Origin of the sequence: Trinickia acidisoli (assembly GCF_017315725.1) — a bacterium.
Classification (GTDB): domain Bacteria; phylum Pseudomonadota; class Gammaproteobacteria; order Burkholderiales; family Burkholderiaceae; genus Trinickia; species Trinickia acidisoli.
In genome coordinates this window covers 1,404,054-1,429,479 of record NZ_JAFLRG010000001.1, presented here as the reverse complement: position 1 = coordinate 1,429,479, position 25,426 = coordinate 1,404,054, and the positions used below count along the sequence as shown (strand labels likewise).

Here is a 25,426-nt window from a genome sequence, read left to right as displayed (position 1 = left end):
AGTGATCCTTTGCTTCATGGAGGTACGGCTTACTCGTCACGACGCGATCGCCGGGCTCGACACCCAGCCGATGGTGCGCAGCTCGACGTCTTCCTCGAGCTCCTGATACGACAGCACCGGCAGGTCCGGGAGCACGGCCGCAAGCGTCGTGCGCACGTAGCGGCGCACGTTCAGCGACACGACCACCGCGGTGCGCACGGACGTCGCACGCTTGCGTGGCATGCCCCCGGCCGCCGTGCTTTGGTGGCCGTCGAAAATCTTGCGCACTTGCTGACAGACGTCGTCCTTGACCTCACGTGCAAGGCCGAGCACGTTGCCCTGCTTCGTGCGCATCACGGCTTGCTCGAACCGTTCTTGCAAAACAGGCTCGAAGAGAATGACGTCGAGCTTGCGCGCGTTGCCCACGTGGCGATCGGTGATCATGCGGCGCAGATCGACGCGAACGAGCTCGACGAGCGCGATCGTGTCGTCGGGCTCTCTCGGCGCCCACGTGATCATGCTTTCGAAGATGATCCGCAAATTGCGGATAGGGATGTCTTCCATCAGCAAACGCCGCAGCACTTCGGTGATGCGCTGCAACGGCACGAGACGCATGAGCTCCGCCACGAGTTCGGCGTAATCGCGCCGCACGAGCCGGATCAAATGCTGCGCTTCCTGAATGCCGATCAGCGCGGCGGCGTGTTTGCGCACTTCGCTCTCGACGTGCCGCGCGAGCACGTCCTCGGTGCGCAAGCCCGCCACGGGTTGCGGCACCTTCGTCTCGTTGGCCAGCAGATGCGGCACGCGCGATGGCAGTGGCGGCGCTTCCTTGTCCTCTTGCTCCTGCGCTCTCGCGTCGAGCGGCAGCCACACGGGTTGAGCGAACGGGCCGAACGGCTCGCCGGGCGTACGCTCGACACCGTCCGCCAACGGCGTCACGCCGTCCCATAGCAGCCGATCGGGCCGCAATTGGCCTTCCGATGCCAGCACGTCCTGCACGAATACTTGATAGCCGCCCTCAGGCAACGCCGCATCGAACGCCACGTGCACGCGCGGAAAGATCGGGCCGATGTCGGCCTCGACGTTCGACTTGGCGAGCGCCAATGCCTCCTGCAATCGGATGAGATTCAGATGCGGCGACAGCGGCCGCGCCACCGCCACGGCCACCGGCGAGGTGACGCCCGACGTATGCGGGCCGACTTCCGCCTCGCGTTCGCCCGACAGCGGCTCGGCCAGCGTGATGAGCTTGAGCGGCGGCATCGTCTTGCGCCGGCGCAGCAGCAATGCGCCGCCGCCCCCGGTCACGAACGCGAGCAGCATGAACGACCACGCGGGAAAGCCCGGCACGAACGCAAACGCGAGCAGCACGGCAGAGGCGATCATCAACGCTCGCGGATGCGCGGTGATCTGCTTGCCGATCTGCTCGCCGAGCTGGGTATCGCTTGCATCGCGCGTCGCGACGCGAGTGGTCACGACGCCCGCCGCGATCGAGACGAGCAGCGACGGAATCTGCGCCGACATGCCGTCGCCGACGGTCAAGATCGCATAGCGATGCAACGCATCGGACACGCTCATGTTCTTCATGATCGTGCCGACCGCAATGCCCGCCAGAATATTGACGAAAGCGATGACCGTGCCGGCGATCGCATCGCCTTTCACGAACTTCATCGCACCGTCCATCGCGCCGTGCAGTTGCGATTCCTGCTCGAGTCGCTCGCGGCGATGCTTCGCCTCTTCGGAGCTGATGATGCCTGCGCGCAGATCGGCATCGATGCTCATCTGCTTTCCTGGCATCGCGTCGAGCGAGAACCGTGCCCCCACCTCGGCGACACGCTCGGAGCCTTTCGCGATCACGATGAACTGCACGATCGCGATCACCAGAAACACGACGCCACCGACGACGAAGTTGTTGCCGACGACGAGCCGCCCGAACGCATCGATGATGTGCCCCGCATTCGCATGCAGCAAAATCAGCTTGCACGAGGCGATGTTCAACGATAGGCGCAGCAGCGTCGTAAACAGCAGCATGGCCGGAAACGACGAAAAGCTCAGCGCGGACGGCAAATAGGTCGACACCGTGAGCAGCACGATGCTGATGGCGAGGTTCAACGAAATGAGCCCATCCATCACCATCGTGGGAAGCGGCAACACGAACAGCGAAATGACGATCGCCATGAAGCCGGCCAACGCGAGATCGTAGGGCCGTACCGGCCGGCGCGCGTCGTCTGCGCCGCTTCTGCCCGGCCATCGGTCCTTCATCTGCTTCTTAAGCGCGGCCACGGACATGAAAACCCTCGCTGAAATATCGCCCACGCGGAAAAGGGGTATCCGCGACGGAAAGTGTAAAAGCGAGGGGGGTGCGCCTCAATCGTCAGATTCGTAGTAAATCGCGCAACGACGAGAGCGTAAGGTCGAAACACTACTGAACAGTGCAGTTCCTCGAGCCATAGGCACGCGGCTATAGTCGAAAACCATGAAACGGGCATCGAACACGCGATGTGCCGCTCACGAGACGGAGGACTGCATGACGAACCCCGAGGCGCGCAAGCGCCCGTCGAAAGGAAGCAGTGAACGAGATGCAAGGCATGCGATCGACTTCATCGAAGTGGCCGACTGCCAACTCGTAGTCAGCAAAAACGCCGGACGCACTGGCGAATCAACCGGCAGCGATCGCGTCTCCGAAATCGCGACCGACCTCTCGGCCGCGCATTCCGCCCACGAACGCAAGCAACTCCTGCGCATCGCGCTGCGCACGATCGGCTTCGATTGGTTCTGCTACTGTCGTTTGACGCGGCTCGGCGAGATGGTCAATCGTGCGCGCTATTTCGATCTGTGCTCGCCTCCGGGCTGGGCGCAGCGCTATGTCGACCAGCGTTACTTCGACATCGATCCGCGCATGGCATTCGCTTGCCGCCACGACTGGCCGCTCGTCTGGGATCACGAAACGCTGGCGGCGCAGCCTACGATCACGGCCATATCAAACGAGCGTATGCAACGCTTTCTCGAAGACGCCGAGGCATGCAGCACGCGCAGCGGCATCGCGTTCGGCCTCGTCGATCCGGGCAGCCTCGAGCACAGCGTGATGATCTTCAGCTCCGTCAATCCGACGAGCGATTGGATCAATGACCGCGTAGTCGGCCAGGCTTACGCGCTCGGGCTCGGCGTGCACGCGTTCCTGGCCGGGCAGATGGCCTCGATGGCGCAAACGCCGATGCTGTCCGACCTGCAGCGGCGCATCCTCAATTTCACGGCCAGTGGCCTCAGCGATCGCGAAATTGCGCAGCAATTGAACATGTCGCGCAGCAACGTGGACTATCACATGCGGCAGATTCGCAAGAAGTACGGGGTGCTCAATCGCGTGCAGCTCGCGTATCTCGCGGGACGGCTGTTCGTCGTTTGACCTCCATGAGCGCCACATTGGCGAGTACCCCGCCCAAGGCGAGCGCACCGCGCGCCTCCCCGCCGCCGGTCGCGCCGAGCGCCGCGCAGCCGCTCGGCAACGCGCCGACCTTGCCGCGCATAAGCCCACTGGCTGCGCACGCGCTCAATCGCGCGTATGCGTGGCCGAAGCCGTTCGTGCTCGCGCTCGAGCGCGGCCCCTACGAATTGCGCTGGCAGGCCGACGCCGAGATCAGCGCGCCGGGGCATGTCTACACGTTTCGCTTCGGGCCGGCCGAGGGCCGCTTCGTGCTCGATGCGATCGGCGAGCATGCGCTGATCGGCGACGCCGCAAGCGATAGCGTGCCGGCCGACATCCGCTGCGCGCTGATTGCCGATGCGCTCGCGCCGCTCATCGACGTGCTCGAAGCGAAAACACGGCAACGGATCGAACTCGGCACCGTATCGGTCGGCGCGCAAACGCACAAGGACGAGCTCGCGCGCGAGCGCGACGCGCTGCGCTTTCGCGTGACGCGTCCCGGCAGCGAATGGCACTGCGACGGCGCGGTGCGCTTTACCGAGGAACGGTACTTGGGCCTTGCCTGCCCCGCGGAGCCCCCACCGCCCAAGCTCGACGACACCGACTTCGACATGCTGCCGATCGCGCTGCGCTTCGTCTTGGGCTCGACGATGCTCAGCGTCGCCGAACTGCACTCCATTGCGCGCGGTGACATCATCGGCATCGAGCGCTGGCAATCGTTCGGCCAAGCGCTGCGCTGCGTCGCGACGACGAGCGACTCGCGCGTGACCGTCTCGGCCAAAGCGCTCGGATCGCGCATCGTCATCGACCATATCGAGGAGAATTCCGTGACGCCATCCATACGGTCCGATGCGCCCGGCGCGGGCCCGTCGGGTCCATCGGGCCCGGCAGCCGACGCCGCGGCGCCGAGCGAATCCTCGCTGACGCATATCGACGCACTCGAAGTACGCGTGACGTTCGAGCTCGACGAGCGATCGATGCCGCTCGCGCAGCTCAAAGCACTCAAGAGCGGCTACGTCATCGAACTCGATCAGCCGTTGAATCAAAGCACCGTTCATATTCGCGCGAACGGCGCGCTCGTCGGACAAGGGCATCTGATTGCCGTCGGCAACAAGCTCGGCGTGCGCGTGTCGCGTTTTTCGGAGAGCGGCAATGAGTAACATGCCGAATCCGGTCACGATGCTGTTTTTGATCGTCGCGCTCGGCACGATTCCGTTCGCCGCGTTGATGGTCACCAGTTATACGAAGCTCGTCGTCGTGCTCGGCCTGTTGCGCACGGCGCTCGGGGTGCAACAGGTGCCGCCGAACATCGTGCTGAACGGCATCGCACTGATTTTGACGATCTATATCATGGCCCCCGTCGCGGGCAGCATCGTCGATACGATGCAGCAAAACCGCGTCACGATCGACGGCGCGATGAGCATAGACGACGTCATGGCGATCGGGCAATCGATCGCACCGCCGCTAAAGAAATTTCTCTCGCAACATACCGCGCCTGGCGAGCGCAACTTCTTCATGCGCTCGGCCACCGCCATCTGGCCGGCGGAGCGTGCGCAAACGCTCAAGTCCGACGACCTGATGGTGCTCGTGCCGAGCTTCATGCTCTCTGAGCTGACGCGCGCATTTCAGATCGGTTTCGTGATCTACGTCGTCTTCGTCGTCACCGATCTCATCGTCGCGAACGTCTTGCTTGCGCTCGGGATGCAGATGATCTCGCCGACGACGATCTCGATCCCGTTCAAATTGTTGCTGTTCGTCATGCTCGACGGCTGGTCCGTGCTCGTGCATGGGCTCGTGCTGTCCTATCGCTGAGGCCGGAGGATGCCATGCGCCGATCGCTCGCTGCCGCCTTCGTCGCATTGCTGCTCGCCCTGAGCGCAAGCGCCGCGCGCGCCGCAGATTTTCTGGCGCTCGCGACGCGCTGCGCGCCTCACGTCGATGCCCACACGCTCGCCGCGCTCGTCAGCGTGGAATCGGGCTACAACCCCTATGCGATCGGCGTGGTGGGCGCGCATTTGGTTCGGCAGCCGGTCTCGCTCGAGGAGGCGCTCGCAACTGTCGATAATCTCACGCGGCTCGGCTACAACTTCAGCCTCGGGCTCGGGCAAGTCAATCGCTACAATCTCACGCGCTTCGGCGAAACGACGACGTCGATCTTCGACCCATGCGCGAACCTGCGCGTAGCCGGCTCGATCCTCACCGAGTGCTTCGCGCGCGCGGTACGGATCGAAGCCGACGAGCAATATGCGCTGCGCAAAGCGCTCTCTTGCTACTACAGCGGCAATTTCTCGACGGGATTCACCGCCGGCTACGTCGAACGCGTCGTCTCGCACGCGCTCGACGACGGGCATCACGAGGTCGCACCGATTCCGCTCGCGCCCGGCGGGGCGGCACCCAGCGCGGCGGCCCCGTCATCATCGCAGCCGCCCCGCGCGCACGCGGTCGCCGCCCGCGTGCGCAGCACGCATCCGTCGCGCTGCGCACCGGGCATCGTCGTTCTGTCCGATTGCGCCAGCGACGGCCTGCCGCACGGCGGCACCGTCAAAATCTTGCGGTAACCCGCCCGTTCGTCAGTCGAGCACGAGCGAGCAGACGAGGAACGCGAGGTGCGTGCGATTGGCCGCTCCGTAGCGGCGCCGCAGCAACCGCAAGTGATAGTCGACGTTGTGCGGCGTCGTTTGCAGTCGCGCCGCAATCTGCTTATCGGACAGGCCGCCGATGACGCACGTCAGGATGCGAACCTGCATCTCCGATAGCGGCTCTTGCTGCCGCGCTGCGGCATCGCACGGGCAACCATCGCCCCTATCCGAACGTGCCGGATCAGAGGCGAAACGATGCAGCGACAACCCGAACGTGAGCGCTTGCGCCACGACGTTTTCGACGATCCAGTCTGCGCTCGCCCGACTGGCGGCAAGGCTGACGACGGCGCGCACGCCGCCTTGCACGGTGGGAATGCCGAACATGACGCCGCTTTCGATCCCTTCGCGCTCGAGCGCCGGAAACAAGCCTCGCATCGCTTCGGGCGCGCCTCTACGACGCCATGCGCGCAACAGCCAATCGATGTCCCAAACGAGCGGCACGTTCGACTCGCGCACGGCGGCAAGACGCGGATCGTGCGCCCGATACCCGCTCTCGAAGTAGCGGTTGCCAAAGTGGTGCGGCGCACGCTCGTCGAGCGACCAGGCCGGCGTGTCGACGCGCCCGCGCCCGTCCACTCTGACATAGGCCAACGAGTGAAAACCCATGACGTGCAACAACGCGCGCAGCATGCGCGTGCGTTCGTCGGGCTCGTCGATCGCCATGAGTTGCGCCGCGACGTCCATGTCGACGCCCGCGCCGCCCTGCCTATCGGCCGAGCGGCTCGGTGCCGAGCGCGCCGCGGCCGATGCCGATGCCACCTCGCGTGCGCACAAGCGCCGTGCGTTCGATCTTGCGTTCGGATCGCCGCGCGAGCGCGCCGCGATCCGTGGTGTGTCCTCCTTGGCGAGCGAGCGCTCGCTGTCCCATCTTATCGTTCTCGCATCCATATCAAAGGCCAATGATTCATTCGAGCACCGCGCCGGCCCAGCCCTCATGGGTGCCGGCAGCGCGGTCGTGCGACTGTACTGGGCTCTCAGATGCGTCGATATTCAATTTCGTTGCGCAGGTATAGCAAAGAGACATACGTCGACCGGCAAACGATGCTTGCCGCAAGCATTTCGTCAGGACACCTAATGATGTCGTTCGGGCCGGTACCGACGCCGGGCGGCTACGTGCGCGATTTACGCGAGGCTGACCTTGTACTCGCTGATGCTCGCCGCGAACGCGTCGCACAGCTCGTCGGCGGCCGATACGACGCTGGCGATCAACGAATCGGCAAACGGCCCGGCGAGCGACTTGCTCGTCCCGAGCAGCCTCACCTCGAACTCGAGCTCTGGCGAAAGCAAATAGGCATGCAGTTCGCCCGGCCCGCCGGCCACCGCGGTGAACGTATCGAGCAGCGCGTAGCCGACCCCCTGCGTCACGAGCGCGCGCGCAATCGCGTAGGTTTGCACTACGATGTTCGCCCGCAGACCCATGCTCGCATGTTGCAGCCGCTGGCCGATGATCGAGCCGAGCGGCGTGCCGTCATGCAGGCGAATGAACGGCCGATCGGCAAGATAGCCGAGTTCGCTGAGCGGCGCGTTATGCCGCAGCAGGCGCGGCCAGGACGTCGGCGTGGCGAGCACCATCTGCCCTTTGGCGAGCAGATGTGTCTCGATGCCCGGCACGGCCGGTGGCGACAGGCAAATACCGAGATCGACGGTGCCGGCGCGCAGCGCGTCCACCACTTCGTTCGTATGCAGCGTCGCAAGCTCGAACGCCGCGTCGGGATGGGCGTCGATCATCCGCTCCACCGCCCGCGGCAAGACGCTGTTCGCCAGGCTCGGCGTCACGGCCAGCCGTAGTGGCGCGCCACCTTGGCGGCGCACCGTTGCCGACGTATAGCGCAGCTTTTCGACGGCGGCGAAGACTTGCTCGACGTCGGGGTAGATCGTTATCAACTCGCTGGTCGGTACGAGCCTGCCACGTACGCGCTCGAAGAATTTGAACCCCGCCTGCTGCTCCGCGTGCTGCAGCGTGCGCGAGACGACGGGCTGCGAGACATGCAGCAAGTCTCCCGCACCGCTGATCGAGCCGGTGACCATGATCGCCCTCAATACTTCGATATGACGTAGTCGCATGCGAGGAACACGTCGCCTTGCACGGAAGATGGGAAGGTGCATCTTACCTGTCGCAACCCGCATCCGGCGTACGTCTTACCGGTTGCGTCTGATTTCGGCGACAGCCGATTACGGACATCCCTCACTTTCGTAGTCGGTCGCAACAAGACCACGCAAAACCATAGGCGGACTACTGGTTCGCCGATCTCACGAAAGCGCTCTGCGCTGGGATACTGATACCTCTCGCGGGCTGCGAGCGCGTTTCCTGGAGCAAGAAATATGAATCAGTACGGCACGACCGATGCAGATACCGATGTTTCGAACTTCCTTGTCTACGGCGACGCTGAACTCGACAGCACCGCCGATGCGCCCATCGACGACGATGCCCCCGACGGGCAGCGTCTTGCCGGCATCGCGCACGACCTGGCGAAGGTCGGCTCGGCGCAAGCACGGCACGCCCTGCTTCGTCCGGCGCTGCGCGCGGCCGGTTTCGAATCGCTGTGCTATATGCGCGTCTCGCGCATCGGCGATACGATCAACCGGCTCGTCTACTTCAACGCTTTCTCGCCGACCGGATGGGCGCAACGTTATTTGCGCGAACGCTTCTACGACATCGACGCCCGCCTCGCCTATTCGTGCCGCCACGAATGGCCCATGTTGTGGGATCTTTCGTCGATCTCGTCGGCGGCGGCGGTCGCCGGCATGAGCCAGAACGGCGGCGCAACGAACACGACGGCGGCCGCGCGCACCGAGCGCTTCGCAACAGCGGCACGCGATGCCGGCATGCTCTCGGGCGTCTCCTTTGGCCTCGGCACACCCGACGCACTGGACACGTGCGTCGTCATGTTCGCCAGCTCTCAGCAGTCGAAGGCAAGGCTTCCCGACATGGCAATCGGCCACGCCTATGCGCTCGCCGTCGGTCTGCACGAGTTCCTCGCGTTGCGTGCTCCGCAGATTCATCGCCCCGCCTACACGACCGAATTGAGCGACATCCAGCGCTCGATTCTCGAGCTCGTCACGCTCGGCATGAACGACAAGGACATCGCGGAACGGCTCGGTACGTCGCATCACAACGTCGACTACTACCTGCGCCAACTCAAGAAGCTCTACCACGCCACCAATCGCGTCCAGCTCGCCTATATCGCCGGACGCGTGCTCGGTACGCCTGACGCGTGCCGCGGCGCAAATTCGTAGTTCCGCATCGACACGGGCCCCGCTAAACGGCGATCTCTACGTAACAGCCGGTTTGAAGCAGGGTGCGGCACTCGATATAGTTCACTACAAGCCGCCGAAAAACTACGGTGCTTCGGCGGCAAGATAAAAAGATCATCGTTTGTTCCGTCGTTGTCGATGCATCGCCGTAACCGATGGAAAGGTCGTCCGGTAGTTAATCAGTAGTCCTAATCAAAAGCAACAATCGGGGTCAACATGCGTAAACTCCTCCAAAGCCTCCAAGGTCTTCAACGCGACGAACTCGGCGTGAGCTCGATGGAATATGCCGTGCTCGCCGGCATCATCGTCGTGGCGGTCGTCGCCGCGGGGAGCGTCCTGTCCAACACGACCAACGGCCTGCCCGGACTCTTCACCAATCTCCTCACCACGGTCAATGCGGCCGCCCAAGGCACCACCAAGTCCGGCAGCTAAGCGCGAGCGCCGTCCGCGATAAGCGGGCGGCATCTCTCGTGGTGTCGAACGCAATCGGCTATGCCGGCTGCGCTCTGCTGCTCGCGCTCGCCTATACGGATCTACAAGCACGACGTTTGCCGAATCCGCTCGTCGCGGCGTTCGGCGCGCTCTACGTCGCGCATGCTTGGCTTGGTGCCGTTTCGTATAGCGCGTTCGCACAGCACGTGGTGGCGGCGCTCGTCGTGTTCGTCTGCGGGGCGGCGCTGTATGTCGCCGATCGTATCGGCGGCGGCGACGTCAAGCTCGCGAGCGCACTGGCGTTTTGGATCGGTCCGCACGGTGCGGTGCCGGCGCTCGTGTTCGTCTCGATCACGGGTTCCGTCGTCGCCGTCGCGGGGCTGATCGCGGATCGCCTAGCGCCGGCAGCGGCGCCGCTGCCCTTGATCGGCTCGACGCTTCGACTCGTATCGGCACGGCGCGGCGTGCCCTACGGGGTCGCGCTCGCCGCCTGCGGTGTCATCGCCTTGCTGCCGCGCTCTTTCGTCATCGGATAAACACGTATGCGGACCTCGTCATGTCGAGCACAGTGAAGCTGGCGCTGCTAGTTGCACTCGCCGTCGTCTCGGCGATCGTGCTTCGAGCGCTGTTCATCGCCGCGTCGGCCCACCCCAGCATGCCGAGCGTGCAGCAGCGCGTGCGCGTTGCCGCGGCCGATCTTCCCGCCGGCCTGCTGCTGCGCAGCAGCGACCTCGCGTGGAAGGAGTTGCCGCCGGGACAAACCGTGCCCGCGCAGGCAGTGCGTCAAAACGATCCCGCGACGCCCGACGTCGCCGGCGCCGTCATGTTGCGCCCCATCGCGGCGGGCACACCGATCACGGCGAAGGACGTCGTGTTCCCCACGGCGCCCGGCTTTCTCGCCGCCGCGCTCAAGCCCGACATGCGCGCCGTATCGGTCGCGATCGACGATGTCTCGGGCAACGCGGGCCTCATCGAGCCCGGCGATTATGTCGATCTGATCCTCACACAGAACCTCAGCGACAAAGTGCAATCTCCGCGCATGTCGGTCGCAAGCGAGACGATCGTCGACCACGTGCGCGTGCTCGCGGTGGGATCGGCCTTCACACGTCCGAAGGACGACGGCTCGACGGACAACGCGCATGCCCGCACGGTCACGCTCGAAGTGACGCCGCGCATGGCCGAAGTCGTCGCGATCTCGGCGCGTCTGGGTACGCTGTCCCTCGCGCTGCGCAGCTTTGCGACGCTCGTGCGCAGCGCGTCCGGCGTTCATACGGATCACGACGACACCATCGACGCGCCGGCGCCGGTATGGGCCGGAGACGTTTCGCGCGCGGTGCGCGCGCTTCCGAACTCACCGAACGCCGACGCCCTGAGTGCGCGCGTGTCGAACGGGACGACCGTGCTCGTCTATCGCGGCTCGAGCCACGGCGATTCCGAAGCGACGGCGGCGCAACCATCGTCGCCGGGGGCCGCCAACGCGGCGCCGCACGTGCCGCCCGTTCGCGTCGACCTGCCGGCAGGCGACGGCGGTTCTCCGCCGATCGCCGCGCAAAGTGCGCCAATCAACGGATCGAACCCATGAGCGCCGACTGTCCCGACCATCCCATGCTTCCCGGCGCACCGATGCGAACTACTCGATTAGGATTCCTAACCATGACGCGCGGGTGGTTCATCCTCGTGCTCGCTTGCTTCGCTTTTGCAGCGCGAGCGTCCGAGCCGTTGACGGTCACCGCCGGCGCGGGCGCCGTCGTGAAATTGCCGGAACCTGCCGTCGCGGTGTTCGTCGCCGATCCCGACGTCGCCGACATTCACGTTCCCACGCCGGGCGCCATCTTCGTCGTCGGCAAGAAGGAAGGCCAAACGACGCTGTTCGCGCTCGGCCGCGACAACCGCGTGATTCTGCGCGAGGCGGTGACGGTCAAGCGCGACTTGGGCCGCCTCGATACGCTGCTTCATGACAGGTTTCCGCATTTGAAGCTCACGCTCGCGTCGGCGCCGGGCTCGCTGATGGTATCGGGCAATGTCGATACCGCCTCCGATGTCGATGCGATCGTGCGCACGCTGACACCCGCGCTGACCGATAAAGACACGCTCATCAATCACCTCGTGCTCGCGCAGCCCACACAGGTTTACCTGCGCGTGCGCATGGTCGAGGTCGATCGCAACGTGACCCAGCAACTCGGGGTGAACTGGAATGCGGCCGGCAGCATCGGCAATTTCGTCGTCGGCCTGATGAGCGGGCGCACCATCCAAGACCCGACGACAGGCGCCTATCAACTGCCGACAACTGCCGCCACCAGCGTGCTCAGCGGCTTCAAGACAGCCAACTCGTCGGTGCAGAACATGATCGACGCACTCGATCAAGACGGGCTGCTCACCGTGCTCGCCGAACCGAATTTGACCGTGCTCTCGGGCCAAACGGCAAGCTTCCTTGCCGGCGGCGAGTTTCCGATTCCAATCGCTCAGCAGCAAGGCACGATCAGCGTCGAATTCAAGCCGTTCGGCGTCTCGCTCGCCTTCACGCCGACGGTGCTCGCCGACGATCGAATCAGCCTGAAGGTACGGCCGGAAGTCAGCGAGATCGACCCGACCACGACCGTCACCACGAACTCGATCACCGTGCCTGGGCTGTCGATTCGTCGCGTCGAAACAACCGTCGAACTCGCGAGCGGGCAAAGCTTCGCCATCGGAGGCCTGTTGCAAGACGAAACGCGCGACATCATTTCGCAGTTGCCGGGCCTGGGCAAGCTGCCGATCCTCGGCCGCTTGTTTTCGTCGAAGGACTACCAGAACAACAAGACCGAACTCGTCGTCATCGTCACGCCGTACCTCGTGCATCCGGCCTCCCCCGCGCAAATGAGCACGCCGCTCGACAGCGTGCTGACGCCGAGCACCGACGTCGAAACGATCTTGCAACGCAAGACGGGCCTCGATCCGATGGACGGCAAGACCCCCCGCCTCGTCGGCGCCGCCGGGTTCATCTATTGAGGAGCACGCCGCCATGCGTTCACCTTCTTCTCTCATCACGCACGGTATCGCCGCCATACCGTTAGCACTCCTAAGCGCTTGCATGTCGACGCCGCCTTCTTTGAGCCTGCCGGATGCGTCGGTGATCCGCGTCGAAGACGGTAAGGCCGTGGCGCCGGACTGCGCGCAGTTGGCCACCACGCGCGACTTCCTCGATGCCGGCGAGGCGCGCGCCACCGTGTCGCTCGGCTGCGCCACCTACACCAATCTCGCGGCGATGCTCGTGCGCCCGGCCGACCTCACGGCGCCGGTGCCGTTCGGCGGCAGCGACCCCGATCTCGCCGCAAGTGCCGTGCGCCGTTACGAGACCGACAAGCTCGCGCCGTTGCCCGAAGCCAACACGTCGAACGTCAACCGGTAAGCGCGATGAATCCGCTCCTGAAACTGGCCCCCTCGCCTCGCAAGCATGCGTTCGTCGCGAACTTCGTCGCATTCGTCGGAGACGAACAGAGCGAGAAACTCGTCACGCGCTTCACCGAGGAGCACAACGTCGCGTTCCCTTACGTGACGACCGGCAGCGTGGACGATGCGATCGCGCATCTGACGAAGATGTCGCGTTCCCCCGCCCATCTGATCGTGGACGTCTCCGGCGTCGCGATGCCGCTCTCCGAGCTCGATCGATTGGCTGCGGTTTGCGAGCCGTCCGTGTCGGTCGTCGTCATCGGCGAGCGCAACGACGTCGGCCTGTTTCGCAGCTTGCTCGAACTCGGCGTACATGACTACCTCGTCAAGCCGTTGACGCCCGAGTTGCTGCGGCGAGCGGTCAGCGTCAACCGCGACGCCGCGCCCGTTCGCCAACCGCGCATGGGCAAAGTGATCGGCCTGACCGGCACACGCGGCGGCGTGGGTGCAACCGCCGTCGCGACGAGCCTTGCCTATCATCTCGCGACGGTCGCGCATCGCCGCATCGCGCTCATCGATCTGAATCTCTACGGCGGCACGATGAACACGCGGCTCGGCCTCAAGAGCAACAACGGCCTCGTCGATCTGCTGCGCGACACCGACCGCCTCGATCCGAAGCTCGTGGAGCGCTCGCTCGTCGCGCACGGCAATCGTTTGTTCGTCTTGTCGGCCGAGTTGCCTTACGGAGAAACCTTTCACCTTCAGGATGGGGCGCTCAAGGGCGTACTCGATCGGCTCAAACCGCACTTCCATTACGTGCTGCTCGACATTCCGAGCCAAGGCCATCCGCTCGCGCAAGCGGCGCTACCCGAAACGCAGGTCCTCTACCTGCTCGCGGATGCGACCGTTCACAGCGCGCGCGAAGTACTGCGCCTCACGCGGCTAGCGGAAGGGCTCGACCGTCCACCGTCCACTTCGGTGCTGCTCAACGCGTCGCACGGCACCGACGGCGGGCGCTTGAAGGCGGCCGATTTCGCCCTATCCATCGGGCGCCGCGTGCTGCTCGACATCCCGTTCGACGGCGCCATGCCCGTCGCCGCGGAAAACTTAGGACAACCCATCAATTCGGGAAAGTCGCGCTTTTATGACGCCATCGTCTCGCTGACCGCTAGTTTGACCGGGCAACAAAGCGCGGCGCCGCCGCCGTGGCGTTCAAAGTGGCTGGCAAGGAGGACGCGCTGATGTTCGGCCAAAAACATCGTTCGCCGCCGCGCGAACCCACGCTTGCGGCAGAGCTCGGGCAAGCGGGCGCCGCTGCGCTACACGACGCCGATGCGCTCGATCTGCTCGATCGTCCGCTGCCCACCGCATCGACGGGCACGCCTTCCTCGGCCCGTTCGGAACAGCAGGCGATGTCCGACGATTCGGCGGGCGAGCGACCCACGTCCGACCGTTCCGATGCCGAAAGAGCCGCCGCGTCCCAAGCCGCCGGCCGCACGCAAACGCTGATACGCACGGATGCGTTTCGCCTGATCCGCTCGCGGGTTCTATCGCAGATGAACGTCTCGGCCGCCGTCATGCAAACGCGGGACCACGCGCAGATGGAGCTGGCGCGCACCGTCGCCGGAATCATCGAGAGCGAGCGTCTGAAGATGACGATGACCGAGCAGTCGCAGATCATCGACGAGATGCTCAACGACATGTTCGGCGTCGGCCCGATCGAGCCGCTGCTCGCCGACGACAGCGTCACCGACATTCTCGTGAACGGGGCCGACCAAGTCTACGTCGAGCGCTACGGCAAACTCGAACTCACGCCGCTGAAGTTTCGCGACAACGCGCACGTCGTCAACGTCGCGCAACGTATTGCGGCTTCGATCGGCCGACGTGTCGACGAAAGCAGCCCGATGGTCGATGCGCGCCTGCCCGACGGCAGCCGCGTCAACGTCGTGCTGCCGCCGCTCGCGATCCGAGGCGCCTGCATCGCGATCCGTAAGTTCGCCAAGCGCGACATCACGCTCGCGCGCATGACGGCGCACGGCGGCCTGTCGCGCGCGATGGCACGCACGCTCGAAATCGCGAGCGCGTGCCGGCTCAACATCGTCATCTCGGGCGGCACGGGCTCGGGCAAGACGACGCTGCTCAATGCGATGTCGCACTTCATCGACGTGCGCGAGCGCATCGTGACCATCGAAGACGCCGCGGAATTGCAACTGCAGCAGCCACACGTCGTCAGCCTCGAAACGCGCCCGGAAAACGCCGAGGGCGTAGGTGCCGTATCGCAGCGCGATCTGGTGCGCAATGCACTGCGGATGCGCCCGGACCGCATCATTCTGGGCGAGACGCGCGGCCCCGAAGCGTTCGACGTGCTGCAAGCAATGAACACGGGCCACGACGGCTCGATGACGACGATCCACGCCAACACGCCGCGCGATACGATCACTCGGCTCGAAAGCATGGTCATCATGGCCAACGGAAATTTACCGTTGATTTCGATTCGCCGTCAGATCGCGAGCGCCGTGCAGCTCATCGTCCAAACCGAACGCATGCGCGACGGCGTCAGGCGCGTCACGCACATCACCGAAATCGTCGGCCTGGAAGGCGAAGTCATCCTCACGCAGGATCTATTCACGTTCAAATACGACGACGGCGCCACCAGCGAGCACGTCCGCGGGCGTTTCGAGGGCTCCGCGCTACGCCCCGCTTTCGCAGCACAGGCGGCGCATTTCGGGCTCGAGGAAAGTCTCATCAAGGCGATCCACACATGAGCGCGGCCAACGTCTTCGGCTTTGCCGTTTTCGCCGCGGTGATCTTCCTCGGCTTGATCGCGCAAACCGCTGCCAAGGCGTTGCGCACGCGGCCGGCCGCGCTCATGCGCGCGCGACTCGCCACGATCGACCAGGCGCCGGGCACCGTCGAAGAGGTTGCGCAGGCGACGGCGCTCTTTCGCGAACCGGGCCGGCACCTGCGCGTGTGGGCGCGGCTCGACGAACGGCTGCTGCGCTTCGAAACCGTGGGCGGCAAGTCGGGCTTGCGGCTGTCGCTGGCGGCATCGGTCGGCAGCGTGTTCGTTGCGCTGGCAACCAGCCGCATCGACGTCGTCCCGGTGTGGGCGACGGCGATACTCGCCGTCTTGCTGCCGATCGTCACGCTGCTCGGCACCTTCCGCTTCTTCGCCGAGCGGCTGCGCATGCGCTTGCTCAACGTCTTCCCCGACGCGCTCGATCTGATGGTGCGCGCCGTTCGTACGGGCGTGCCGGTCATGCGCGCGCTCGAAATCGTCGCCGATGAGTGCGCGCCGCCCATTGCCGGGGAATTTCGCCAGATCGCCGATGCATTGCACCTGGGCATCGAACTCGAGACGGTGCTCGCCAGCGCGATGAAGCGGCTTCGCATTCCCGAATTTTCGTTCTTCTGCGTCGCCCTGCTGCTGCAACGGGAAACGGGCGGCCCGCTAGGCGAGACGCTCGAAGGCCTTGCGGACATCATCCGCGCGCGCAAGGACATCAAGCTGAAGACACGTGCGTTGACGGCCGAGAGCCGACTCGCCAGTCGCATCATCGCGTGCGTGCCGCTCGTCATCTTCGGCGCGCTCTATGTCATCAATCGGGACTACGTGCGCGTCCTCACCGATACGCGCGCAGGCCACCTCATTCTCGTCACCGCCGCGTCGCTGCTCACCTTCGGGTTGCTCGTCATTCAGCGATTGGGCCGATTGGACACCTCGCGATGACGCTCACACTCGTCGACGCCATGCTCTCGATTGCGGTGATCGCGATCACGGCCGCGCTGATCGCGCGCGCGCGCAGTGCCGACGCGCGCATCGCACGCCGCGCGCTGGCGCTCGTGACCGAGCAGCGGACCGACCTCGCCATGCAACCGCCGCAGCGCTCGCTCGTTCGACGCATCGAGGCGCGCTTCGCCGCGCTCGGCGAGCAACTGCCGATCTTCGAGGGCGCCCCTCGCAACGATCTCGCGAAGCGCCTCACGCGAGCGGGCTTTCGCGGCCCACGCGCCGTGTCCGTGCTGATCGGCATCAAAATCGTCGGTGGGCTCATCGCTGCCGCGGCCGCATTCGTCGGCAGCGCGCACACTCCGTTCATCGAACGATGGTTCGTGATGCGGCTCGCCACGACCGCGGCGCTCTTGATGATCGGCATGATGCTGCCCGAGTTCTCCTTGCAAGCCTACGCGCGCCGACGTCAGAAGAAGATCGCCGGAGCGTTGCCCGACGCACTCGATCTGCTCGTCATCTGCACGAACGCCGGGCATAGCCTGGCCGCGAGCATCGTTAGGATTGCTGAAGAAATGCGGGACATCGCGCCCGCGCTCGCTCAAGAACTCGACACGACGGCCCAGGAACTTCGGCTCGACGGCGACAGCGTATCCGTACTGCGCAATCTCGCCGAGCGCGTCGATGTCGCCTCGCTGCGCACGCTCGCGACGACGCTGGCACAGTCCCAGCGCTACGGCACACCGGTCACGCAGGCGCTGCAAGTGCTCGCGCGCGCCGAGCGCAACGAGCACATGCATCTGCTCGAAGAGCGCGCCGCGCGGTTGTCGATCAAGATCACGCTGCCCATGATGTTCTTCATTTTGCCGACGGTCATTCTCATTGCGGCCGGGCCAGCCGCGCTTCGCCTGATGACGGTGTTCAAATGAAAGCCTTCGCCTCCCCGCTCGCGCTACGCGCCGCTTTCGCCTCGCTCGCCCTTGTCTTCGCCGGTTGCACACAGACCGTGCTCACGTCGCAATCCTTCGCCCATCCCGCGTTCACGCATACCGTCGCCAACGCGAAAGCCGGCGGCGAGATCGACGACATGTCGCTCGCCGAAAGCGCGTTGCAAAGCGGCGATGCATCGCTTGCCGCCTCCATGTTCGAGAAAGCGCTCGAGAAACATCCGCACGACGTTCGCGCACTCGACGGGCTCGGCGCCGCGCTCGTGCTATCGGGCGATCTCGAGCGGGCGCGGCGCAGCTACGACCGCGCGCTGGCGCTGGCACCCGATTCGATCCCCTCTCTCATCGGCCTCGCCCGCCTCGATTTGCGCGAGCGCCATCTCGACGACGCCATCGCGCGCTACGAGCGCGTGCTCGAGCACGACCGCAGCAATGCCCTCGCCAGCGCGGGACTCGGCAGCGCATTCGCGATCAAAGGCGACGAGCGGCGCGCACGGGACATCTTCGGCCAAGCCCTGCAATTGCATCCCGGCGATCGGATGCTGACCGTCGATCTCGGATTGGCGATGGTGCTCGACGGCGAACTGCGCAAGGGCGCGAATTTGCTGCTCACCGTGGCGGGCGAACCGAGCGCGCCCGTGCAGGCACGGCACGATTTAGCGCTTGCCTATGGCCTGCTCGGCAACGATGGCGCCGCCGATCAAATTCTCAGGCGCGACTTGCCACGCGCCTCGACCGACGACAACCTGACCTACTACAAGGTCGTGCGCGCACGGCTCGAGCCGTCGCCCCGTGGCGTGGCGCCGATCGCCACGCTACCGCCCGACCATCGGATCGGCGTAAGGCAGATTTCTCTTAGCGCGGCTGCGCCGATCGCAGTGCCCGCCTCGTCTGTTCGCCGCGGCGCAAGCAATGCTGCGCCGGCCGACAGCGAGGTGGCACTCAGGCTCGAGCGCGAGGTGCCCGCCATCGCACCGAGCGTGATTGCCGCGTCGCCCGTCGTGTCGCAAGCCACGTCGCCCGCCGCATCACTCGGCGAGCCGCCTGCGGAACCGAACACGGCACCCGATGTGCAATGGCAGCTGCACCGGCAAACGCCGCTCTTGCAACTGCACTGACGAACGGATCGCGTCATGCCCTCGCTCCTTCATCGAGGTCCACGGGTCCCGCGTCACGAACGCGGCGCCGTCGCGCTCGAATACGCGCTCGTGCTGCCGATGTTTCTCGCCGCCGTGTTCGCGCTGTTCCAACTCGGCTTCACGTTCATCGCGCAAGGATTGCTCGACAACGCCACGCACCACGCCGCGCGGCTCATGCGAATCGGCACGCTGGGCGGCACGTCGAGTCAATACGCGGCCCAACTCGCGACCGACGTCTGCAACGAACTCGTCGTCGGCGGACAAAGCTTCGTCCCCTCGTGCGCAGCGAACATTCAGATCTACGTGGCCGCGGCGAATGCGGGCTCGCCGTCGGGCAGCGGCTTCGCGACGCTGAAGACGGCGACGATCGCGAACAACGTCATGACGCAAACGAAAGCCGCAATCGGCCCGAAGTACGACGTCATTCTGCAGATCGGCTATGCGTACCCGTGGGCACTGCTCGCATCGACCGGGAAAACGATGCTCGTCTCGACACTGGCCTTTCAAACGGAACCGTACTGATGCCGATCATGCAGATCATGTCGACCCAGCCGATCCGTATGCACGGAGCCCGCTTCGCACGCGATTCGCGCGGCACCGCGGCGCTCGAATTCGCATTGGTCCTGCCGGTCGTCCTCGCGATTCTGTTCGGCATCTATGAAGTCGTGCAGGACGTGCGCGCGAACATGCAATTGTCGAACGCCGCCGTGTCGATCGCCGACATGGTCGCGCAGCAAAGCGGCGGCGTCACGAGCGGCGCCAGTGGCTCGATCGGCTACTTCTGCCGCGCCGGCGAGCTGATGATGACGCCGTTCCCGACCGGCGCGACGAGCGGCGTGGGTACATTTTCCGTGGCTGTGGCGAGCGTGACGAACTATAGCGGCTCCGGCGCGACCGTCGATTGGGAAAGCGACGCGTCCTGCAGCGCGGCCGCCACGGCGATCGGCTCGGCCGCGATCACGCTCGCGACTTCGCCGACGAACCTCGTTCCGAACGCGGGGCGCCCCGGCGACAGCGTCATCGTCGTCCAGGTCTCGTATCACTATCGGTCCGCCATTCAGTACTTGCTGCCGATCGACACCGTCCTGACTAAAACGGCGTTCGCGCGTCCCCGCGGCGACGAGCCCATTGCATGCACCTCGCCCTGTTCCTGAGGCACCGTATGAAGCACCGCATGAGGCCCCGCACTCGAACCCTTACGCGCACCATTCGTGTACGCGGCCGCGAACGCGGCGGCACCGCGTTGACGTTCGCGCTTCTGCTGATTCCGATCATGCTGCTCGTCGGCGGAGCGATCGACTTCGCCCGCATGCTCGAATTCAAGAGCATGCTCCAAGCGTCCGTCGACGAAGCGGCGCTCGCGGGTGCGGCGGCCTTCACGGACAAGACGCTCGGCAGCACGGCCGTGCGCGTCGCCACCGAATACTTCGACAATGCATTCCTGCCCCCGAGCCTCTCATTGTCGGCGCCGACCGTGACGGCCAATGCTAACGGCTCGATCAACCCGGCATTGGGCAGTGCGCCGGCTTATACGGTGACGGTCACCGCGACGGCGAGCGTCGCGACGACGCTGATGTCGCTCGTCATACCGTCCGCGACGATCACGGCGACGGCGACAGCCGGCGACCCCGTCATTACGCCGGAGCTTGCGATCACGCATATCAACTGGTGGGCATGCGACGGCAACACGGCTTACCTGTATCAAGTTCCGACCGCGGCGAACGGCGTGGGCTACGACTTCTCGAAAGTCCCGGCGTTCTCGGTCGCGAACGGCACGACGCAAGGCAATTACTACGAAATCGGCACCGACTACCCCGCCACGAACCCGCTCGGAAAACTGCCGACCGGCCAGAAGCTTCCTTCGTTCTCCGTCAACCAGCCGCTCGGCGTCATGCTGCGCAACGACACGAACGGCAACACGGTGGGTTGCGGCTCGCTCGTCACGGGTGCGAATTCGTACGGCGCTCCGGGCGGCGCTTCGCAGGCGTTCTACTCGTCGTTGCTGCTCAATGGCCAGTCGCCGAGCCAATTCAGCAATTACGCCTACACGGTGCAAGTCACCTCCGATGCGAGCGGCATCACGGACGTCTGGGCCACGTTGCCAGCGAGTTTGCTCAACCCGACCGGGGCGACGGTCCATGAGTCACCCTCCATTCCCGCGACCTACAACACACTCGCGACGTATCTCGGCGTCAACGATCCCACCTCCGGACACTCGAACTGTACGTCGAGCACGTCGAAATCGGGTTCGGTGTCGACGACGACCTACCGCTGCCGCACGCAGTACTTCACGACGAGCACGTCGACCGAATCCAATTGCCTGCTCTATGTGCAAACGGGCGTGACGGCCAGCGACATCTCGGCCTTGACGAGCACGACCAGCGCGCCCGCCGCGGCGCGCGGCAATTGCTTTGCGCCGAAAAGCACCAGTTCGCAATACGCCGCGCCCACGTGCGCACAGCTATCGGCGCTCGCGACGAACACAGGCAGCAGTTCCATCGCACCGGCGGCCGTTTTTTGGTGGGACGACGGCGGCGGCGTCGGGCCGGGCGAGCAAGACTTCGACCCGCAAGGGCACTGCTCCGCCACGTCGCCGGGTGGCCCCGGCTACGGCGAGGACTGCCTCTACAAGAACAACTTTTTCGCCACGCTTTGCACGACGAACGGCGGCAGCGGCAGCGGCTACACGGAGGTCGTGCTGACGCAGTGAGGCTAGGACCTGCCCCATCCCCAGCGCGCGGCCAAATAGGCGAGCTGCGCGCGGTTTTCGACGTTGAACATTTTTTGCAGCGTTTTGACGTGCTGCGTGACGCGGTGCAGCGACGACATGACTTCCGCCGCGATCTCGTGATCGGACAATCCTTTGACGAGCCGCTCGAGCACCGCCGCTTGTTCTTCGGTCAACTCGATGACGCGAGCGCGACGCGCACAGTCGTCGATATACGGCTGCACGACGCGGCCGATGGTCAGGCTCACCGCCAGCACGCTTCCCATGACGCGATCGTCGATCCAGCTCGTATCGCATGCTCGAGAGGTCAACGTAACGGCGACGCGCAAATCGGCGCACGGTGCCGGCAAGCCCAAAATCAATCCACTGTGCATTCCATGTGCACGTAATGTCGATAAAAGGCTGCGCACACGAGGTTCACTCGCATTCGGTCGCGCTTCCAATTGATCGACATTCCACGTTACCGGAAGGCAGCTTTCGCGCAATATGACGAGCCGCGGGTCCGTTTCATAAAGCCGGCTCTTCAAATAAGTCGTCGTAAACCCGAGATGCCCCATCTCACGCATCGAGTAGGCACGCAAAATGCGCCTTCCCACGGTTTCCAGCGCCATGTAAGAGAACGTCGAAAAGCCTGCTTTCTGCAAGCGCTCGCGGCACTCGCGCAGTTCGCACTCCTGCCGATCGACATCCAGCGTCGTATCGAGCTGGCGTAAATAGGCAATCGCGTCACCTTGCGAGAACCATACGAGCGTTGGAAATTCGTCATCTGTTGTCATCAGCGAATAACCTCACCCACCGGTATCGTTTTTTTGCGCTTATTATTACGCGAAGTTACGCGTGCATACATGGTTGTATCAAACTATGGGTCGTGCACCGTAGCGTGAATCTCGATCGGAGGCTCATCGATGCATTACCCTGCATTGCGCAAGGACGAGTCGGCGCTCGCGCCGCTTTCGCATTCGTGTGGCGCCGAACCGGCTACGACGGGCCGCGGCCGGACAATCGACGTCGTCTGGTGCAACGACCCCCGGCAGGTCAGCCTGGCCCAGCGCCACACGCCACGCCTGGGCATCGCGACGGCGCTCGCGGCCGCACAAAGCGCCTGTGAGCGCGGCCGGATGGTCAACGGCCTGCTGCACTTAATCGGATTTTCCACGTTCACTTATTTCGCGCTCGAATTCGCCCGCGAACGCGTCGAACGACTGTTCCTGCACGAGGCGTTCATTCCCGGCACGTACCGCGGCGATTATGTCCGCGAGCGGTATCACGACGTCGATGCCCGCACGATCGCGGCGCGTCAGGGGCAGCTACCGTTGGTATGGGACCTGCAACAATTGCGCACCCTTCCCGGCGAAACCGCGCAAGGCGGCACATCCGAGGAAAAGCTCGACGGGTTCATCAGGACGATGCGCGACGACGGTATGCGAAGCGGCCTCATGTTCGGCATGTCGATCCCGGGCACGCGGCTTCACGCCTTCATGAGCTTCACCGGCCAGCGTCGCAGCCGCGATTGGATCACTTCCACGACGCTAGAGCAAGCGCTGACGATCGGCCTCTCCGTCCACACGATCGCGGCTGCCCAGTTGACGGCCGCGGCGCGCGAGCGCACGTCCGACGACCTGACGGCGTTCGAGCGCGAATTGCTGCTCGGCATCGCCGAGGGGGCGTCGGACAAGGAAATCGGCCGGCGCCTCGATACGAGCCCCCATAACGTCGACTACCACCTGCGCAAGCTGCGCAAACGCTTCGGCGTGGCGAACCGTACCGAGCTGACCTACCTCACGTCGAAGCTCGAATTGATCTAGGGCAGCGCGAAGCTCGCAAGCCGCTCCAGCGTTACGTTGCCGCCGCAGGCCAACACCGCGACGCGCGCGCCGCTGCGCACGGCGAGCCGGCTTTCGAACGCGGCCGCCAGCGCAACCGCACCGCCGGGCTCGACGACGAGCTTGGCCTCGTTGAAATAGCGCCGGCACGCGCAAGCGATCTGGGCCTCGTCGACGGTCACGATGTCGTCGACATAGCGTCGAATCAACGGGAATGTCAGATCGCCTACGCACTGCACCTTGATCGCATCGGCCATGCTCGCGCTCGGCGCCGCCATCGAGACGATTCGACCCGCCCGTAGCGAGCGCGCCGCGTCGTCTTCGAGCGCCGGCTCTACGCCGATGACGGCAACCTGCGGCGCCAATTGCTTGATCGCCGCCGCCACACCCGCGATCAGCCCGCCGCCGCCGATCGGCACGAACACAGCCGCGGGCGGATCGTCGCCGCATTGCCGCAGCAGTTCCACACCGATCGATGCCTGCCCCGCCATCACGCGCCAATCGTCGTAGGGCGCGATGAGCGTATAGCCGTGCGATTGCGCGAGGCTTTCCGCCAGCGCGCGCCGCGCATGCGACGAAGGCTCGGCCATCACGACGCACGCCCCCCAAGCCTCGGTCGCGTCGATCTTGGCACGCGGCACGTCCGGTGACATGACGATCGTCGCGCCGATACCCTCATCGGTCGCGGCCTTGGCGACCGCCTGCGCGTGGTTGCCGGTCGAGTACGCGATGACACCGCGTGCGCGCTCGTCGGCCGTCAAGGTCGCGATGCACCACGTCGCGCCGCGAATCTTGAATGATCCCGTCGGCATCAGGCTTTCTGCCTTGACGACGATCGGCGCATTTGATGCCGTACGCCAACGGTTCACGCCGACGAGCGCGGATGCGCCGAGCTTGCCGGCGAGAAAATCGGCGGCGGCGCGAATGTCGGATAGAGGAAGGTTCATCGGCCACGCTCCCCCGTCGATTCGCCGTCGTCGTTGCCCTCGCCTGGCACACCGCGTTCGCTTTCGTCTTTGCCTTCACCCTCGAACGATACGGCGCGGCGCGCACGTGCCGCCACCCGCAGCTCGAACACGTCGGGCCGCGCGTAATGGCCCGTCGCATCGAGATCGAACCTGCCGCGCACGATGTCGTCAAGGTCGATGTCGGCCGTCAGGACGGCTTCGCGATCATAAACGGGGCCGGCCAACACCTGCCCCAGCGGATCGACGATCACGCTACCGCCTCGGATCAACGTCGTCTCGGGCGCACCACCTTGGATACAGTCGTAGTTGTCCGGACATGCCGCGCGCGTCAGATACTGACACGCGCTCAGCACGAAGCACCGGCCTTCATATGCGATGTGCCGCATCGTGCTTTGCCAGATGTCGCGATCGTCGACCGTCGGCGCGCACCAGATGCCGATGCCTTTACCGTACATCGCCATGCGCAGCGCGGGCATGTAGTTCTCCCAGCAAATCGCCGCACCGATCTTGCCGAACGGCGGCGCATCGAGGACAGGCAGCGTCGAGCCGTCGCCCATTCCCCAAATCAAGCGCTCGCTCGCTGTCGGCATCAGTTTTCGGTGCCGCGCGCGTAGGGCACCATCGGGCCCGAAGAACAATGCGGTGCAATACAGCGTGGTGCCCTCGCGCTCGATGACGCCGGCCACGATCCAAGCAAGCGCGCGGCGCGCCATCTCGCCAATGCGCGAGACGTCAGGACCGGGCACGTCGATCGCCGCTTGCCAGTAGCGCAGGAAATCGTCGCGCCCCGCGGCCGAGCGCGAACCAACGCGCGCACCGAAATCGAGCCCCTTCGGATAACCGCCGATATACGCCTCGGGAAACACGATGAGCCGCGCGCCCTGCTCGCTCGCCTCGTCGGTCAATTGCGCCATGCGCTCGAGCGTGGCGGCCGTATCGAACAGGCGGCTGCCCGTCTGCACCACGGCCACTCGATGTGTTGTCATTGCTGCTCCCATC

General features: G+C 64.9%; 25 protein-coding genes. 19 read left to right on the top strand and 6 right to left on the bottom strand.

Features of this window, described 5'->3' with window-relative positions:
- Positions 1-36: 36 nt before the first annotated feature.
- Positions 37-2,154, bottom strand: a complete 2,118-nt coding sequence (locus J3485_RS06650; protein ID WP_374192435.1) for an FHIPEP family type III secretion protein — start codon at positions 2,152-2,154, stop codon at positions 37-39.
- 349 nt (positions 2,155-2,503) lie between these two features.
- On the opposite strand from J3485_RS06650, the gene J3485_RS06645 reads away from it, so the two are divergent.
- Genes J3485_RS06645 through J3485_RS06630 form a run of 4 tightly spaced genes read left to right on the top strand, consistent with a single transcriptional unit; the run spans position 2,504 to position 5,955 of the window.
- Complete coding sequence (locus J3485_RS06645; protein ID WP_206951728.1) at positions 2,504-3,379, top strand: helix-turn-helix transcriptional regulator; 876 nt, start codon at positions 2,504-2,506, stop codon at positions 3,377-3,379.
- Positions 3,380-3,384: 5 nt separating this feature from the next.
- A complete protein-coding gene (sctQ, locus tag J3485_RS06640; protein ID WP_206951727.1) occupies positions 3,385-4,557 on the top strand; it encodes a type III secretion system cytoplasmic ring protein SctQ in 1,173 nt (390 codons plus the stop codon).
- Complete coding sequence (gene sctR / locus J3485_RS06635) at positions 4,550-5,209, top strand: type III secretion system export apparatus subunit SctR (protein ID WP_206951726.1); 660 nt, start codon at positions 4,550-4,552, stop codon at positions 5,207-5,209. Before sctQ ends, sctR begins: the two co-directional genes overlap by 8 nt.
- A 14-nt stretch (positions 5,210-5,223) precedes the next feature.
- Entirely contained in the window at positions 5,224-5,955 is a 732-nt protein-coding gene (locus J3485_RS06630) for a lytic transglycosylase domain-containing protein (protein ID WP_206951725.1), read from the top strand.
- A 12-nt stretch (positions 5,956-5,967) separates the two neighbouring features.
- Here J3485_RS06630 and J3485_RS06625 read toward each other — a convergent pair whose 3' ends face one another.
- Both J3485_RS06625 and J3485_RS06620 read right to left on the bottom strand, forming a co-directional pair.
- Positions 5,968-6,924, bottom strand: a complete 957-nt coding sequence (locus J3485_RS06625; protein ID WP_206951724.1) for a helix-turn-helix transcriptional regulator — start codon at positions 6,922-6,924, stop codon at positions 5,968-5,970.
- A gap of 234 nt (positions 6,925-7,158) precedes the next feature.
- Complete coding sequence (locus J3485_RS06620; protein ID WP_206951723.1) at positions 7,159-8,100, bottom strand: LysR family transcriptional regulator; 942 nt, start codon at positions 8,098-8,100, stop codon at positions 7,159-7,161.
- A 258-nt stretch (positions 8,101-8,358) separates the two neighbouring features.
- Between J3485_RS06620 and J3485_RS06615 the strand changes: the two genes are divergently transcribed.
- The 14 genes from J3485_RS06615 (at position 8,359) to J3485_RS06550 (ending at position 21,618) form a co-directional block, all read left to right on the top strand.
- Positions 8,359-9,273, top strand: coding sequence for a helix-turn-helix transcriptional regulator (locus tag J3485_RS06615; protein ID WP_206951722.1), 915 nt, complete (start codon positions 8,359-8,361; stop codon positions 9,271-9,273).
- 234 nt (positions 9,274-9,507) lie between these two features.
- Positions 9,508-9,723 (top strand): Flp family type IVb pilin, encoded by a 216-nt coding sequence (locus tag J3485_RS06610; protein ID WP_206951721.1) that lies wholly within the window; start codon positions 9,508-9,510, stop codon positions 9,721-9,723.
- Positions 9,724-9,761: 38 nt separating this feature from the next.
- Entirely contained in the window at positions 9,762-10,259 is a 498-nt protein-coding gene (locus tag J3485_RS06605; protein ID WP_206951720.1) for an A24 family peptidase, read from the top strand.
- 20 nt (positions 10,260-10,279) lie between these two features.
- Positions 10,280-11,305 carry a Flp pilus assembly protein CpaB gene (gene cpaB, locus J3485_RS06600; protein ID WP_206951719.1) on the top strand — a complete coding sequence of 342 codons (1,026 nt, stop codon included), beginning with the start codon at positions 10,280-10,282 and terminating at the stop codon, positions 11,303-11,305.
- 71 nt (positions 11,306-11,376) lie between these two features.
- Positions 11,377-12,711 (top strand): type II and III secretion system protein family protein, encoded by a 1,335-nt coding sequence (locus tag J3485_RS06595; protein WP_242538503.1) that lies wholly within the window; start codon positions 11,377-11,379, stop codon positions 12,709-12,711.
- A gap of 13 nt (positions 12,712-12,724) precedes the next feature.
- Positions 12,725-13,111: a CpaD family pilus assembly lipoprotein gene (locus tag J3485_RS06590; protein WP_206951717.1), complete on the top strand. Its 387-nt coding sequence runs from the start codon at positions 12,725-12,727 to the stop codon at positions 13,109-13,111.
- A 5-nt stretch (positions 13,112-13,116) separates the two neighbouring features.
- The gene (locus tag J3485_RS06585; protein WP_206951716.1) at positions 13,117-14,334 is read left to right on the top strand and encodes a CpaE/TadZ family protein; all 1,218 of its coding nucleotides are present in this window, start codon (positions 13,117-13,119) and stop codon (positions 14,332-14,334) included.
- The gene (locus J3485_RS06580) at positions 14,334-15,857 is read left to right on the top strand and encodes a TadA family conjugal transfer-associated ATPase (RefSeq protein WP_206951715.1); all 1,524 of its coding nucleotides are present in this window, start codon (positions 14,334-14,336) and stop codon (positions 15,855-15,857) included. Before J3485_RS06585 ends, J3485_RS06580 begins: the two co-directional genes overlap by 1 nt.
- Positions 15,854-16,822, top strand: coding sequence for a type II secretion system F family protein (locus J3485_RS06575; RefSeq protein ID WP_206951714.1), 969 nt, complete (start codon positions 15,854-15,856; stop codon positions 16,820-16,822). The genes J3485_RS06580 and J3485_RS06575 overlap by 4 nt, the downstream gene beginning before the upstream one ends.
- Positions 16,819-17,751 (top strand): type II secretion system F family protein, encoded by a 933-nt coding sequence (locus J3485_RS06570; RefSeq protein ID WP_206951713.1) that lies wholly within the window; start codon positions 16,819-16,821, stop codon positions 17,749-17,751. Before J3485_RS06575 ends, J3485_RS06570 begins: the two co-directional genes overlap by 4 nt.
- Positions 17,748-18,887: a tetratricopeptide repeat protein gene (locus J3485_RS06565; RefSeq protein ID WP_206951712.1), complete on the top strand. Its 1,140-nt coding sequence runs from the start codon at positions 17,748-17,750 to the stop codon at positions 18,885-18,887. The genes J3485_RS06570 and J3485_RS06565 overlap by 4 nt, the downstream gene beginning before the upstream one ends.
- Before the next feature lie 15 nt (positions 18,888-18,902).
- Positions 18,903-19,430 (top strand): TadE/TadG family type IV pilus assembly protein, encoded by a 528-nt coding sequence (locus J3485_RS06560; protein ID WP_206951711.1) that lies wholly within the window; start codon positions 18,903-18,905, stop codon positions 19,428-19,430.
- On the top strand, positions 19,430-20,062 hold the full coding sequence (locus tag J3485_RS06555; RefSeq protein WP_206951710.1) for a TadE/TadG family type IV pilus assembly protein: 633 nt from the start codon (positions 19,430-19,432) through the stop codon (positions 20,060-20,062). Before J3485_RS06560 ends, J3485_RS06555 begins: the two co-directional genes overlap by 1 nt.
- A gap of 20 nt (positions 20,063-20,082) precedes the next feature.
- Positions 20,083-21,618, top strand: a complete 1,536-nt coding sequence (locus J3485_RS06550; protein ID WP_206951709.1) for a TadE/TadG family type IV pilus assembly protein — start codon at positions 20,083-20,085, stop codon at positions 21,616-21,618.
- Positions 21,619-21,620: 2 nt separating this feature from the next.
- Here J3485_RS06550 and J3485_RS06545 read toward each other — a convergent pair whose 3' ends face one another.
- Complete coding sequence (locus J3485_RS06545; RefSeq protein WP_206951708.1) at positions 21,621-22,412, bottom strand: helix-turn-helix transcriptional regulator; 792 nt, start codon at positions 22,410-22,412, stop codon at positions 21,621-21,623.
- Positions 22,413-22,541: 129 nt separating this feature from the next.
- Between J3485_RS06545 and J3485_RS06540 the strand changes: the two genes are divergently transcribed.
- Positions 22,542-23,441, top strand: a complete 900-nt coding sequence (locus J3485_RS06540; protein WP_206951707.1) for a helix-turn-helix transcriptional regulator — start codon at positions 22,542-22,544, stop codon at positions 23,439-23,441.
- On the opposite strand, the gene J3485_RS06535 is transcribed toward J3485_RS06540, so the two are convergent.
- Together J3485_RS06535 and J3485_RS06530 are read right to left on the bottom strand one after the other, a co-directional pair.
- Positions 23,438-24,406: a threonine ammonia-lyase gene (locus tag J3485_RS06535; protein WP_206951706.1), complete on the bottom strand. Its 969-nt coding sequence runs from the start codon at positions 24,404-24,406 to the stop codon at positions 23,438-23,440. The two genes, J3485_RS06540 and J3485_RS06535, sit on opposite strands and share 4 nt — an antisense overlap.
- On the bottom strand, positions 24,403-25,413 hold the full coding sequence (locus J3485_RS06530) for a nitrilase-related carbon-nitrogen hydrolase (RefSeq protein WP_206951705.1): 1,011 nt from the start codon (positions 25,411-25,413) through the stop codon (positions 24,403-24,405). The genes J3485_RS06535 and J3485_RS06530 overlap by 4 nt, the downstream gene beginning before the upstream one ends.
- Positions 25,414-25,426 lie beyond the last annotated feature (13 nt).